The sequence below is a fragment of the uncultured Campylobacter sp. genome (assembly GCF_963517995.1).
Classification (GTDB): domain Bacteria; phylum Campylobacterota; class Campylobacteria; order Campylobacterales; family Campylobacteraceae; genus Campylobacter_A.
Window position 1 is genome coordinate 1 of record NZ_CAUQHQ010000055.1, and the last position, 14,286, is coordinate 14,286.

The window sequence follows — 14,286 nt, forward strand, 5'->3', positions numbered from 1 at the left end:
TCTAAAAGATAAGATAGAAGAGTATGCTAAAGAGCATAATATTAAGGATTAGGTAGATTGGGATAATTTAAGCAAGCCTGTTAAACGAGCTTGCTTAAATTTATATAGTATTATTTTTTTGAGATATAGCTTTCTAGAGCCTTTAGTACTAAATATTCAAAGGCCTCTTTTTTCTCCTGAGTACTTTTAGTAACGGCTCCTGATAGGTACTTAAAAAACGAATTGTTTTCGACTATATCATACATATGGGAGTATAACTCCTTGCATACTAGCTGCAATAAGACGGAGTTGATTAGTTTTGTAGAATCAGTTAGGCGTATGGTGGAGAGTATGGCTTCCAGATCGGCTACACTTAGAGTGGCGGAATTTGACTCTATCGTGTTTGGCGCGATTTCGTTTCTAAGTTGACCCAGTAGTTTTTGCGTTAGATCGTTTAATGTTTGCGAAGATATCATGTTTTGCGTAAAAGGTTTTGGAGCATATGCGGGATTTGGCTCGGTCGCCTTTGCAGGAGAGTCGTTTTTGATATAAAATTCGTCATCTTCTTTCGGAAATATATTGATATCGGGTTGCTCTTTAAAATCAACATTTAAAAGCTTGCCTCTAGGCTCAAGGCGCACATCGTCAAGCTTGTCGAAACTAGGCGTATTTTCTATTAGTTTTTGCGTTTTAGCAGCATATTCTTCTAGTTTTGAGGGATTTATAAACATGAGTTTTAAGCTCCCTACCCTAAACACGTCCCCCTCATTAACAACCGTTTCGTAGTCGCTTGCGATCTTTGAAAAAGAATCGGCGTAAAATATATCGCAGTTTTCATATGAAGATATCGTAAAAAATCCCTCTTCATAACCTATGCGTGCATGCCTGGCGAGTATGGCTCCATCTGAATCTTGACATCTAAAGGTTACGCCGCTATCGCTTCCTATATCGCCGCCGTTTTCATCAAAGATATAAAATTTAGACGAGTAGTTTGTGGCATTTTCTAAATTCTGTATAGTAACGGCTATTTGCTCCATAATCTTCCTTAATTTAAAATATTTTTAGGCAACTTAAATGAAGATATATTTCTTAAAAGTTCCATCAGTTCGGCATTATTAGGCGTTACGTCAAATCCGAAGTAGTATTTTTCTTGCGGATTAAGATAAAGAGAATATTTACCCTGCTCAGAGTTATAGCTTGAATTTCGCAAAAGCCTATGCCAAGCCCACTCTCCGCTAAACGTTTTTTGCTCGATTTTATTACCGTTTTGAAATTTGGCCGCAAATTTGATCTGTGAGGAGGTATCAAAATCTTTAGGCGCTATGTGAAGACTTGAAGGCAACGTATGATCGTAGGTTATGCTTTTATCGTTTACCGACGAAACGTTGATGTTGCTAAAATCCGCCGATAAATCAATGGCTTTAATATAGAAGTTGATTTTAATCTCGTCGTTTAGATCAAGCATGGTGTTTGCGATATTATCTATCACAGATATGTTTTCTAAGAAACTCTTACTAAATTTAAAATCTTTCGCATACGCCGATTTTACTCTGTAGCCGTTTGTCCCTTTGGTTAAAATTTTCTTTAAAAATCTATCGTAAAACTGATTCCAAGCCCCGTTTTTACCGAAAAATGCTTTAAACGATTGTATGCTAACAGACTGTGCCGCCGTCTCGTCAAATGGGTAAAACGGCATTATTTCGTTTGCGTAAAGGCTGTAAATTTCATCCTGCCATGCCGTATTTAATAAAGTAGAGGCTCCGGACTCCACCTGCTTCCAAGACAGCTTAGATACTTGCTGATAGTAGTTCATAAGCTCTTTAGGGAGCATTTTTGAGTCGTTATTTAAAACTATAAACGGGTCGTTTTCATTTTTGACGCCGCCTATTACGTAAGTTATTTTGTCGTTTTCGCTTTGTAACATCTCATAGTTAAAGTCGAGGATTTTTTTATGGATTTTAGATACATCGTCGCTTATGGTATTTAGTATGCCGTTTTCTTTCGAGCTATCGTTTAGCATATGGTACGGGCTAAAATCAGAGCTAAAATTTGAAAATAATTTTCTAATCTCGGTAGAAGGATAGCCAAGACTGTATATGTATTTTAAGAAAGCTTCGTCGGTTAGAATAGTATTTGCATTTAGCGTATCTACAAGCGAATTTACCGGATTTTTAACTTTCGATAATATCTCTAGTTCATCTAAAGTCTCTTTTCTGGAGTTAAATTTTTTAGGCGTTATGCCGCTTATCACGGTCATCCATCTGGAGCGGTATTTTTGTAAATACAGCCTAGCTATGCCTAAGCGCAGAGCCGATTTATCTTCGTTTGCATCAAGTCCGCTTGCTTGTTTGTTTTGAAATAGCCATTTTTCGATATTCGCCGAGTCGTCTATGTAGGAGCTTAGATTTGATAAGAACTGCCTCATGCCCTCTTTCGTATAAATTTTATTAAACGGCTCGAAGGCGTTGCTATTTTCTATAACGCCGTTAATTCCGGAAATTTCTTTTTTTATATCGTAAAATTCTTTTTCATTTTTATAAGATATAAATTCCAAAAGAGAATATAGCCTTTCCAATCTTTCTACTTTTGCAAGTTTGTCGTCGGCTGCTTTGATGGATTTTAAATTTTGAGGTATGTCTTTTAAATCAGCATTTAATACGCTATCGACGTGCGATAAAAAATCCTCTTGATTTACGTTGTATTTTTCAAATTTAGCCCAATTTGTCTTGATCCAAATTTTAAACAAATTAGCATTTATAAAATCTTTATCAAACAACGATTGGTACATATAAAAGGCTTTTATGAGATTGTCCGGGTTTGTCTCGGTCTCTAACATATTTTCCATCTCGACAAGAATGGTATTTTTAAGAAAATCTATCGTTAGCTCCGTATACAAGTCTTTGGCGGACTTAAAACCTTTGTAGGATATATCCAAAAGCGGATATTCAAATTTAGTATCCCCCGAAAATAGTCTAGGGTATATTTTTAAGATATCTTTTAGATTGCGTAATAATTCTATCTTTTGAGTAGGGGTATAGTCTTTGTATCTTTGGCCGTCAAGTAGCGTGGATACCGAAAGCATAGCATTCTGCGCCTCTAGCTCTTTTGCCGATTTTAGCTTTAAAAAATGGCTACACGCAAAGTAAGCGGCGGTACAAATGAAAACTATTAATGCGTAATTTAAAATTTTTGCTCTTAGGCTTGTATTTAAATTAGGGTTTACCAGGTGACCTTTAAAAACAATATCTTTTAGTAGTGATTTAACAAAATAGCTTTGCTTGCTATAGTTATTAAAGGCTCTAACTAACGGCTTTTTCACACCGTATCTATCGCACACCGTATTTACTAGATAGTTTATAGGCACGTTTTCTTGAAATGCGCTAACAAAGTAAACGCCTTTGATCGGCGAACTATTTTTTAATGAATTTTCGTCTTTTAATTTTAAGGCAAAGTCGCTTACGAGCGCAAACAGATTGTCTAGTTGTTTTAAGAATAAATAAGAGCGTTTTTTGTCCTCGAGGGAGTGGGAAAGCGAGTTTTTACTCATTATGTTGTAAAGTAGCGAATGGCTTAGCTCTTTAAAATCATTATCTAGCTCGTCTTTATTAAAGCTATTTGGCAAGCTGAGTCCAAAAGCTTTATTTGCGACATCGTCTTTAAAAAGCTTAAAATAATCACCCATGCCCTCGACTAGGTCGAGTTTGCTAAATACCACATAAATAGGAAATTTTATTTTCAAGCTATTTTCGCAGTCGTTTACTCTTTTTACCAGGTATCTTATTAGATCATTTGAGTACTCTTTGGGATTTTCTAAAAACTGTTGAGTATCCACTATTAAAATAGCGCCGCCTAACTTAGAGTGAAAAATATTTTTATTTAAGAAATTTAAAAACTCTTTCCATATGTTCTTTTTTATGAGAAAGTCTTTGTTTTTTTCTACGTCATCCTCGGGAAGCTCGTCCGTTGAAGAGGGATTAAATAAAGCCTCTTGCGAAAAATGAATACCTTGTGTATCTATAAGGGCTCCGCTCTTTGATATGTAAAGATTAAAATTAGTCGTGCTTTGATGTATTTTTTTGTATGTATCAAGGCTATCTCCAAGCGGGTATTCTATATTAGAATAATTAATGAAAGCGCTTTTGCCGGCTCTTTCATTTCCTATTATCATAACAAGCGGTATTTTTTTAAATTTTATATCGTTTTTCCAAGTATTTTTTGCTTCTTTTACGGATATAAAAAAATTTCTTTTAGCTTTATTTACGGACTCGTTTGATTCCTTTTTTATCTCTTTTATTTGCTGCCTTTTATCGTCTTTTATAGAAGAGAAAAATTTTATCGTTGCGCGCAAAGCAAAAATAACGAATGCAATTAGCCAAAAAATGCAAAGGGCTATTACCCTATATGACGTGTTTGCAAAAATATAAACATCGCTAAAAGCAATATCGGGGCTATACCGCCAAAACAGAACGCTAATCGCAATAAGCGATATAAAAATAGAGACGCCTTTTATTTTAAAAATGCTAAGAATTCTAGATATGAACGAGAGAGACAACTTTACCACCGATCCAAGATTTGATTAAATAATTGTTTGATTATATCACAACTTCTTAAAAATTAAAACGAATGCTTAATTTGGATTTATGAAATATCAGGAGTATAGCCTAAAAAACATCAAATAAGAGCCTTTTTTATCTTTTCCTATTATGGAGCCGTAGCCTAATTTGCTATGAGAGTCGTCCCCTAGCTTAAGATTCATTTTTGGGGAATATTTTATGTTTATGTATAAATCCACGGCAAATTCGTTATTTGTAAGAAAAATCACGCTTTGTTTTAACTTGTCGTATTTTTGCCCCTTTGGAAAGTATTTAATGGCTTCGTCGTAATTTATGCCCTTTATATAAATAGCCATTTTACTTTGATAGTCCAGCGCTTTCTTGCCCAGTATAAAATTTTTACTTAAGCGGTTGTTTAGTTTACCTAGATAGCTTCGTTGCTTTGGCTCTATAACTACTTGATGCGGGATATTTTCCAATATAAAAAGTTTATTTTTAAGATTAAAGTTATATTCTAATACCCTTTGTATTTGTAGTTTCGGTCTCCTTAAGCTTAGTAGTAGCGGCGCAAACGGTAGATAAGACCTGGCCACCTCTTTGTCGTCTATGCCTAAAATATTAAATAATATAGTTGAAATTCTATCGCTAAAATCTTTCTTAAAAGATTTGGGATAATTTTGCATGGATACGCTCTCAAAAAATATCCATAGCAAATAATTATTAAAAAAGTCAAAAAATAATTTCCAGTTTTCGTTATCGCTTCTTGAAAATTTATCTAGCATATAGCTTGGTAGCTGTGAAGAGCTGCCATATAGCCCCATAAAATTTACCATTATTTCTAGAAAATTTTTCTTTTCTTCATTGTTTGGCCTAACATATTCTATTTCTTTATTGGGATGACCTAGTTTTGAGCTATTTCTTAAAACGATATCGTTTTTGTCGTAGTCGTTTAAGGCTTTTTTGATAAGTCTATAAAAAGAAGTTTGTCCGGTTAATTTCACAGTAGCGCTTTATTGCCGCTATGAAGCGGATAGTCTATCGTTATTTTACTTTGGGTACATTTTACTTTTAGCTCGCAGAATGAATTTATAGAGGCAAAGCTAGCTAGAAATTTAGATAAAACCAGCCCCGCGATATAAACTTCGCCTATGCTATAAAATTTACTTTCATCCATATAAAATATACACAATGTGCCTTTTTTCGTCATACGCCCGTCTATTCTATAAATGGATTTGGTCTTTATGTCTTGTAGCGAGCTTGCCAGAATTTTAGATACTAAACTATCGCCGAATGAAAAGGCGTCCAATACGGCTAAGAATGATTTTTTTTCGAGTATGGTTTGATAACTAAAAGATAATATGGATACGAGTCGCCAAAGTAAATTTCCGTCTATCGCAACCTTTTGCATAGATGTGGGGACTGTAATATTTCTTGTATTAATTTCAGGGCGAGTAGGGAATTCGTTTATTTCCGATATCTTAAGCTTTGAGGGTAAATTTCCATTGCAGCATAGCGTTTCTACCGTTACCGTTTGATCTTTTTGAGAACTTGAAAAAAATGAAATCTCTTTGTATGGATTTAAATTACCGTCCAACTTATCGCCTAAAGAGTAAAAATCGTCTATATTTTCGCCGTTAAAAAAATTAAATCGTTCAAAACTTTTGTAGTTTTTTAGCACCCTTCTACCAGTATCGCTACTATGCGCAACTACTTTGGTTACTTGAACTATATCATAAGCATCAATCTTTGCCCTATCTAAAAAAATCCTATAACCGTTTTTATTGTTGTTATTTAATATAGGCTCTGCGCTCATATCGAATAAATTTATAGCCGGAGTAGAAGATAAGGAAAAGTGCTCAACTCTTGGAAAATAGCCGTTTGGAAGGCTTCTATCAAATACAAATTCGATAGTAAAATTTCTAGAGCCGGAAGATTTTAGTATGTCCAAATTTTTTATTGATATAAAATTAAATTTATACGGCATAAAAAATAGTTCCTGCAAAAGAGCAAATGCCTCAAAACCGAAATCTTCATAATCAAGAAGTTTATCGTCAAGCCCTAATACTTCGAGCGATGAAGCCGGAAGATTAAATGTTTCTCCGCTATCGGAACAAAATACGATAATTTTTTTTAGGTATGTTTTCATCCACATAACTAGCGTAGAAGACATATATACGTCATTGCCTAGATATAAATCAATGCGGTTTAAATCAATATCCGATAAACTTATTTCATCTTTCGTGATACTTAATTCCAGTTTTAAAACATAATCGCTTTTGTTATTGTCTAGATACGTTTTATTTATCTTTAAAGGATACAAAAATACGTCATATGCTGTTTTAAATTTGCATTTTACGTCATTAATCGGTCTGGAAACTACGACTGAGCCTTTGGGTATGACTGCGCTATTTTTTTTGCTATCGCTTTTTAAAGAAAATTCTTGAATACATACCGAAGGTATCGGGTTGGTGTAGTTTGGCGATACGATATTTACGAGCGACTCAGCGATAAGCGGTATATTTTCATCTAGTTCTTGATGGATTTTAGATGTAAGTATGGCTAAGTTTTCTATTATTCTTTCGACATCGGGATCTTTGCTGTCCGTATTTAAAAACGGTGCTACTTTTGGAAATTTTTCTATAAAAAGCTCTCTCATTTCACGAAGATAGGCCATTTCTTTATGAAAATACAATATGTTGTTTTCGTTTTTTTTCATCACAAAACCTCGCAATACCTATTGTTGCGAAAAGTTACTTTTATGGCAAATTCCTTAAAGGCGTCATTTTGCCTAGTATATCTTATATTAAAAGTTAATTGCCACGGCTTTAATGAATCATCGTAATTTATGGCGACTATATTAATTCTATTTTCATATTTTTGAATGAGGTTGTATATTTCTTTTCCCATTAGCTGGCAGAGTTCGTGCGAATCAATGTTTAAAAAAGACATATCCGGCAGGCTTGAGCCTTGTATGGTTATACAGTCGTCAAATTTGGAATTTAATAGTATGCTTATATTTTCTTTTATATCGTTTAAAATATCTTGGCGATAGGGATTGTCTACGTTTTCTTCATTTAATGTATGTAAAACCCTATCGCTTAATGACATAGTCCGCCCAAATTTATTCTTTATCTAGTTTTCCGACCAGCGATAGCTCAAAATTAGCACCCATAAATTTAAAGTGCGGTCTAGCTAGTAGCTCTATTTTATACCAGCCAGGCTCGCCAGGAATATCGTTTACGTTTATTTTAGCGCTTCTAAACGGTCTTCTACTCCTTACGTCTGCAGGCGGATTTTCTTGATCGGAAATGTACTGTCTTAGCCACTCGTTTAAACCGCGCTCTACATCTGCTCTTTCCTTCCATGTACCTATTTCCTCTCGCTGTAAAACTTTGAGATAGTGAGCTAAGCGGGATATTAAAAATATATAAGGTAGCTGCGTGCCTAGTCTAAAATTCGTTTCAGCTTGTTTTCCTTCTGGAGTATTTGGGAAAATTTTAGGTTTTAGAGCCGAATTTGCAGAAAAAAATGCGGCGTTATTGCTGTCTCTACGTAAAGTAAGAGTAATAAATCCGTTTTCGGAAAGTTCATACTCCCTTCTATCCGTTATCAAGACTTCGGTTGGTATTTTTGCTTGCACGCTACCGTAGTTTTCATAAAGATAGGTAGGTAGATCCTTGACCGCTCCGCCGCCCTTTGGACCTATTATATTGCCGCACCATCTAAAATCAGCAAAACTCTCCGTAAGTCTTGTGGCAAACGTATATGCTGAATTGCCCCAAAGCAAGTGATCGTGAGAGCCTTCTACGTTTTCTCTATAGTTAAAACTTTTTATAGGATTATCCTCCGGCAGATAAGGCGAACGAGTTAAAAACCTGGTTGCTAATAAGCCCACGTATTTTGCATCCTCGTTTTCTCTAAAAGTTCTCCATCTGGTGTATTGAGGACCCTCAAGCATACTTTTCATGTCTTTTATATTTTCTAGCTCGGCATAGTTTTCTAGGCCGAAGAATTTTGAGGATAAGGATGTTAGAAACGGAGAGTGGCTCATAGCGGCGATGGAGGACATTTTATTTAAAAACGTCATATCGGTATTGGTTTTGTCAAGCTCGTAATCGCCTATAATCGCCCCTATCGGCTCTCCGCCGAACTGGCCGTATTCATGGGAGTAAACCTGCTTATACATTACGCTTTGCGTGATATCCAAATTTGAATCAAAATCCTCAAGAGCTTCTTCTTTGGTTATATCGGAGAGGACGATTTTGATATTTTCGTTAAAATTTGTTCTCTCTACTAAGAATCGGATACCCCTCCATGTCGACTCAAGTTTTTGGAAATCTTTATTGTGAAGCACTTCGTCCATTTGCTTTGACAAAAGATCGTCTATGTGGGATATCATTTCATCAAGGGCAAGTTTATTTATCTTCTCTTCCGGGTTTTGGGACGTTACTATATTTGAGATAAATTCCGCTACGCCTTTTTTTACTATACTGTAGCTTTCGTCGTCTTTGGAGTACTTGCTTTTTTCCATAATACTTTCGATAATAGGCGTTTTAACTTTTACTTCTTGCATTTTTACTTCCTTATTTTACGTCTTTGGAGTCTTTTATTTCCAAAAGAAGCTCTTGTTTTGTTTTCTTGTCTTTTAATGCATCTAAAACCGCTTTTCTGAAATCTGGAATATTTCCCATCGGACCTTTTAGCGACACCAGCGCTTTTCTTAACTCCAGGAGTTGATTTATTTCAGGAATTTGTTTTGCTATGTTATCCGGAGAGAAGTCTTTCATATTTGATATTTTAAGCTCTACGTTGATCTCATCTGAGCCCAAGCCCAACTTGTTCTCTACGGCAAAATTTGTTTTTATATCCATTTTTTGCATTACTTGGTCGAAATTGATTTTATTTATGGACACTACCTCTCGCTCTTCAAGCGGAGTGTCGTTATGGCCGGTCAGGTTTGCCATAACCATAAGCTTAAGCGGCAGCTCTACATCGGCCTCTTGGTTATTCGTTTTGGTTTTATACGTTATATTTATACGCTCCTTAGGTGCGACGGAATTCTCGGCCATATTGTGTCCTTCGTTTGAATTTAAAATTAGTCTCTAAATTATATTTAAAAAAATATTAAATACTATTTAAGTATTTTTATCGGTTTATAGTCTTAAAATGATTTAGCTTCTTCGTATATATCGTAAAGATACTCTTTTAGTTCGGTATTTTCTATAAAATTTACTATTTGAGCGTATATGGTTTTTGCGTTACTTTTCATGCCTTTGTCGGAAAAGGCGCTCGCCATTAAAAGCATAGAGTTTAAATTTTCTCTGGAGTTGTTGGTTGTATTTTTGGCGTTTATGTCTATTAAAATTTCATTGATATCTAAATCATTGATATTTTTGTCGGGAGCATTTTTTTGCTTAGTATTTTTTTGGCTCATGAAAAAATCAAAAGTTTCCTTAGAACACATATCTTCAGAGTTTTGAAATTTTAATTTTCGTATATCTATATGGTTGTTTAAAAATACGGCAGTTTGTTCTGATATGTAATTTTCTATGAAAAATAGATTATTTTTTCTTAAAAATTTACAAAATATCATTAAGCCCTCTATCCAAAAAGGATTTAGGACCAAATTTCTTATAAAAAGTATTAAATTTTCTAAATTCAGCGATTCTATATTTTTAATGTTTATAATTAAATTTTGATCAGGATATCTAACTGGCGAGATAAAATCGCTGTTTGTAGGCAAAGCCTTAATTCTGCCCCATAGCGCTTGCATAAAAATAGCATATGCATTGATGTTTTGTAAGTCGTCCTTAAGAAGCTCAAGCGATAGATTTACAAAAAAGTCTCTATATTCCCTATCATTGATGGCTTTAATATCCGTATGAGTTGCAAAATTCAAAGAAATCGTAGCGTGCGTATTACTTTGAGGCTGGTTGGCGATTTGCGTATGCGACGGTTGTACATTTTCAGATTCGGATTGCTTTGACGCGTAAGCCGAGATATCGATATTTACAAATTTATGATCTATAATTTTTTCTAGTTCGTTTAGCAAAAAGACTATGGAGTCTACAAAATTTTGAGGACAATTCAAATTTTGTTTATTCAATTCTTCTATAAAACCGTCCAATGAATTAATAAAAATTTTTCTTTTTATAGCTAGTAGTTTTTCCGTTTGGCCAAGCCTTTGCGGATCATCTTTAAGTGCTTCTAAAAAAAATTCTAAAACGTCTTTCAGAATTTCATAGTTTTTGGGGGAATTTATATTCGTAGCCGCTATGCACAAAAAGCTAAAAAATTTCGTATCGAGAGAGAATGATTGTAAAATTTGATAAGAACAGTCAAAAACCCTATCCCATTTTATGGTTTCGTGAGCCAGTGTTTTGTATTTAGACATCTCGTCTTGCAACTCATCCAAAAAAGCATCATTGGAAAAATCTTTATTCAACTCATAACATAACTGCATTTAAAACCCCTATATATTTAAAATCTGATAGCTATTATTAGTGAAAATCATAAAATTATTTACCTTAATAGTATTTTAAATTTACTTTGATATACTTGTACAAATATACTACTCAAGGTTATTAATCGTGTTTAAAAAAGCGCTTTTATCAACTATTTTTATGATATTTATGGTAGGTTGCGGCCAGATACAAGTCGGCATAAACAATATGCCTAACTCAAACTTAAATAATCGCGGCGATAATGTTCCAATAACCGTTATAGTTTATCAGTTAAGCGATATTAAGAAGTTTGAAGAGGCTACCGAGATGGATCTTATTGCAAAAGAAAACGAAGTACTAGGAAAAGATAAGATTGATTCCATTAAGCTTCAAATTCAACCAAATGCCAATGCATCTATCGTGAAAATAGACAAAGAAAATGTTCCTTATGTAGGCGTATTGGTACTTTATGCCGATCAAGGAAAAACTAAAATAAAGGAGTTCAAAAAGACTTCAGATATAAAAGAGGATTATTTAATATTTAGCATATCGGACAAGGATATAAAAGCTCTGGGCGCAAAATCCTTAGTAGTAAAAGAATAAACGAAAGCTTGTGTAGATATGGCTGAAAATTTAAAGGTCATTTGGTATAACGGAATGAGCGTCGATAAGATCCACTTTGAGCAGCAAGAAAGGTATCTTGAGAGAAATATAAATTTAAAAACTATATCTTCTTTTTCCAACCTTTATGGTATTTTGGATATTCAAATTTCAAGCGAGCTACTAGAGCAAGGGAAAATAGGACTAAGAAGTATTTCTGCCATCGTTCAAGACGGATCCGTATTTAACGCCCCGGATGAGGATGAACTACCAGAACCCCTAGAAGTAGAGTTTGATTCATTATCCTCGTCTATAATAGTTTTGAAAATACCTATGAGCAATTTAGTAGTCGACGTCAGCTTGCAAAATAGCATAACAAGCTCTAAATTTAAAGCAACCAGAGCCCTTATTAGCTCCAAAGTTCATGATGATGCTAGTGTCGATGTGCTAAATGATTTGAGCGACGAAGAAGAGTATCTACTGGGATCGGCCTTTGATCAGGATAAAGAAAGCATCGTTCTTGCTAGTCTTAAAACCAGTTTAGGCGTTTTGGGCAGCAAGACCCCGTATGAGCTAGAGATTCCGATTTGTAAAATACAAAATATTAGCTCAAGTAAACAAATAAAGTTAGACGATAAATTTATTCCGACCTGCCTTGATATAAGCAAACATCCGTTTATAAGGCAATTTATCGATGAGATGATATATTCGACAAGACAACATAAGCAGACTTTTTTAGGCATATTTAAGGGTATAGATCAGTCAAAAAATACTCTTGATTTTACCACTTATTTGACCTTAAATATGCTAAAAAAATGGAGTCTTAACTTTGCATCTATAGCAAATAGGCAAAAAATTCATCCTGAATTTTTATATGAGAAGCTAGTTGATTTTCAGGCCGATTTGACCGCCTTGAGCAACGACGATAGTTTTAGCGATTTTATAGCCTATAAACATGACGATCTAAGCACTACTTTTTCTCTACTTATTAACAATATAAGGCTATTGTTTTCCAAAATCATCTCCCCAAAATATGTCATGGCGCGCATTGTATCAAATGCTCACGGCTTTTTTGATTGTATGTTTGATAATGCTGGTATTATTGAAAAAGGCGAGCTATTTTTGGCTATTAGCTCTAATGTTAATAGCGACTATTTACTTAAGAATTTTAAAGAACAGTGTAAGATTCATACTCAATCTAGCATTAAAAATATAGTGGCATCCCAGCTTAACGGCCTTAATATCGAACAGGTTTCAATCATTCCAACCACTCTTCCAAGATTAAACGGGTATGTTTATTATAGACTAGACAAAAACGACAAGCTATTCAAGTCTTTTATAGGCGAGAATATTATCAGCATATATGTCACAAATAATATAACTAACCCGGATATAAAAATGTGGGCTATACTATAAAATTTTAAAGGCCGATAGGTGCAAGGTAAAGATAATTCATTTTCTATATTGTTTGAAAGTCGACTCCAAGGGCTTGGGACAAATCAGGCTCTAGATCATGTCTTACCGCTTTTGCTTCTAGCTAATAGAATGTCAAAGATACAAAATATTTCACAAGAGCAAATGGTTGGTTTAAAAGAGAAATTAACCAATGATATACTTAGCATAAGCTCAAAACTGGCTAGTCTTAGAATTTATGATGAAGACGATATTACTAGGCTTAGATACTGCGTCTGCGTCTTTATAGACGAAAGCCTTATGAAAAATGAACTCTTTATGAATAGTTTTTGGGCAAACAATACTCTTACTATTAGACTATTTAACGAAAATTTAGGTGGAAATAAATTTTTTGGTATAATGGAAAAATGGTTTGAAAACCCCGCAAAAAACAAAGATCTTTTGGAGGTCGTTTATGCTTGTTTAACTCTTGGGTATAGGGGCAAATACGACCTTGAGAATGATTGTAACGAAAAGATCGGATATCTTTGTGAAAGTATAGCATCGGCTATTGCCCCCTTGATAGGTAGCGATGAAGATACTTTATTTAAAAAAGCCTATACTCCTTCTAAACCCGACAATATACTGAATAATTTTAATTTTGGCGGAGCTAAAGCTCTTGCAATACTGATAGCTATAATAGCGGTCACGCTTTCATTTATGTACTCAATCTATAGCCTAGATAAGGAAAACATAAAAAACAATACAAGTATTAATAATAAAATCGACGCTTTTATGAGAGATTCTAATACCAAAATATAGTTAGCTTTATTGTATTATAGAAATTTATATGACGTTTTTATATACATCAAGAGCCATAGTCAAAAATTAATTTAGTTCTATTAAACTTAAATTTTATGAAACATAGCTAAATTTAAAATGTAAATACAAATTTGTATTTTATTTTTGAAGCCATATTATAAATTCTACGTATTCACCTCACTGCATCAGTTCCTTTTTGTATATTATCGCAACGCTCGTATATAATTCTTAGCCGGAATAGCCAAGAATGCCGAACGAGAAATGCCGAGCTCTTTTGCGGCGGCATCTATCTCTTGCATTATATTTTCTTTCATAGTAATAGTATAGCTTTTGGTTTTATGGCTAAGTAGCTTAGGCTCTATTATTTCTTCATTATCCGATAGCATTTGGGCCAATGCGTCTTTAAAAGCACTTTTTAAATCGCTTATAGCTTCAGCTTCGCTTTCCCCCAACCTGCCATAAGGTTATTTTTAGTTAATCCGATATCGGCATACTGT

Annotated in this window: 12 protein-coding genes; 3 read left to right on the top strand and 9 right to left on the bottom strand. The window is 34.3% G+C overall.

Going from position 1 to position 14,286, the window contains the following annotated elements:
- Window positions 1-110: 110 nt before the first annotated feature.
- The 8 genes from RYL88_RS06915 to RYL88_RS06950 all read right to left on the bottom strand — a co-directional run bounded on the left by RYL88_RS06915 (window position 111) and on the right by RYL88_RS06950 (window position 10,995).
- On the bottom strand, window positions 111-1,016 hold the full coding sequence (locus RYL88_RS06915) for a hypothetical protein (RefSeq protein WP_314990056.1): 906 nt from the start codon (window positions 1,014-1,016) through the stop codon (window positions 111-113).
- A gap of 8 nt (window positions 1,017-1,024) precedes the next feature.
- Window positions 1,025-4,540: a type VI secretion system membrane subunit TssM gene (tssM, locus tag RYL88_RS06920; RefSeq protein WP_314990058.1), complete on the bottom strand. Its 3,516-nt coding sequence runs from the start codon at window positions 4,538-4,540 to the stop codon at window positions 1,025-1,027.
- 87 nt (window positions 4,541-4,627) lie between these two features.
- Window positions 4,628-5,533, bottom strand: coding sequence for a type VI secretion system baseplate subunit TssG (locus RYL88_RS06925; RefSeq protein ID WP_314990060.1), 906 nt, complete (start codon window positions 5,531-5,533; stop codon window positions 4,628-4,630).
- Complete coding sequence (gene tssF, locus RYL88_RS06930) at window positions 5,530-7,248, bottom strand: type VI secretion system baseplate subunit TssF (protein ID WP_314990062.1); 1,719 nt, start codon at window positions 7,246-7,248, stop codon at window positions 5,530-5,532. The genes RYL88_RS06925 and tssF overlap by 4 nt, the downstream gene beginning before the upstream one ends.
- Window positions 7,248-7,640: a GPW/gp25 family protein gene (locus RYL88_RS06935; protein ID WP_314990064.1), complete on the bottom strand. Its 393-nt coding sequence runs from the start codon at window positions 7,638-7,640 to the stop codon at window positions 7,248-7,250. The genes tssF and RYL88_RS06935 overlap by 1 nt, the downstream gene beginning before the upstream one ends.
- Before the next feature lie 13 nt (window positions 7,641-7,653).
- Window positions 7,654-9,105 (bottom strand): type VI secretion system contractile sheath large subunit, encoded by a 1,452-nt coding sequence (tssC, locus tag RYL88_RS06940; protein ID WP_314990066.1) that lies wholly within the window; start codon window positions 9,103-9,105, stop codon window positions 7,654-7,656.
- A gap of 10 nt (window positions 9,106-9,115) precedes the next feature.
- Window positions 9,116-9,601, bottom strand: coding sequence for a type VI secretion system contractile sheath small subunit (tssB, locus tag RYL88_RS06945; RefSeq protein ID WP_314990067.1), 486 nt, complete (start codon window positions 9,599-9,601; stop codon window positions 9,116-9,118).
- Window positions 9,602-9,693: 92 nt separating this feature from the next.
- Window positions 9,694-10,995 (bottom strand): type VI secretion system domain-containing protein, encoded by a 1,302-nt coding sequence (locus RYL88_RS06950; protein WP_314990069.1) that lies wholly within the window; start codon window positions 10,993-10,995, stop codon window positions 9,694-9,696.
- 127 nt (window positions 10,996-11,122) lie between these two features.
- On the opposite strand from RYL88_RS06950, the gene tssJ reads away from it, so the two are divergent.
- From tssJ to icmH, 3 genes are read left to right on the top strand one after another with little or no spacing between them, the layout of a single operon-like run.
- Window positions 11,123-11,578 (top strand): type VI secretion system lipoprotein TssJ, encoded by a 456-nt coding sequence (gene tssJ / locus RYL88_RS06955; RefSeq protein WP_314990071.1) that lies wholly within the window; start codon window positions 11,123-11,125, stop codon window positions 11,576-11,578.
- An 18-nt stretch (window positions 11,579-11,596) separates the two neighbouring features.
- Window positions 11,597-12,991, top strand: a complete 1,395-nt coding sequence (tssK, locus tag RYL88_RS06960; RefSeq protein WP_314990073.1) for a type VI secretion system baseplate subunit TssK — start codon at window positions 11,597-11,599, stop codon at window positions 12,989-12,991.
- A gap of 18 nt (window positions 12,992-13,009) precedes the next feature.
- Complete coding sequence (gene icmH, locus RYL88_RS06965; protein ID WP_314990075.1) at window positions 13,010-13,789, top strand: type IVB secretion system protein IcmH/DotU; 780 nt, start codon at window positions 13,010-13,012, stop codon at window positions 13,787-13,789.
- Between the two features lie 203 nt (window positions 13,790-13,992).
- Here the strand turns inward: icmH and RYL88_RS06970 are convergent, their stop codons facing one another.
- Window positions 13,993-14,241: a hypothetical protein gene (locus RYL88_RS06970; RefSeq protein ID WP_314990077.1), complete on the bottom strand. Its 249-nt coding sequence runs from the start codon at window positions 14,239-14,241 to the stop codon at window positions 13,993-13,995.
- Between the last annotated feature and the right edge of the window lie 45 nt (window positions 14,242-14,286).

Bases quoted from the DNA above. Each gene is read 5' to 3' on its own strand.
- RYL88_RS06915 (WP_314990056.1), bottom strand. From the start codon at position 1,016: ATGGAGCAAATAGCCGTTACTATACAGAATTTAGAAAATGCCACAAAC.
- tssF (WP_314990062.1), bottom strand. From the start codon at position 7,248: ATGAAAAAAAACGAAAACAACATATTGTATTTTCATAAAGAAATGGCC.
- RYL88_RS06935 (WP_314990064.1), bottom strand. From the start codon at position 7,640: ATGTCATTAAGCGATAGGGTTTTACATACATTAAATGAAGAAAACGTA.
- tssC (WP_314990066.1), bottom strand. From the start codon at position 9,105: ATGCAAGAAGTAAAAGTTAAAACGCCTATTATCGAAAGTATTATGGAA.
- tssB (WP_314990067.1), bottom strand. From the start codon at position 9,601: ATGGCCGAGAATTCCGTCGCACCTAAGGAGCGTATAAATATAACGTAT.
- RYL88_RS06950 (WP_314990069.1), bottom strand. From the start codon at position 10,995: ATGCAGTTATGTTATGAGTTGAATAAAGATTTTTCCAATGATGCTTTT.
- tssK (WP_314990073.1), top strand. From the start codon at position 11,597: ATGGCTGAAAATTTAAAGGTCATTTGGTATAACGGAATGAGCGTCGAT.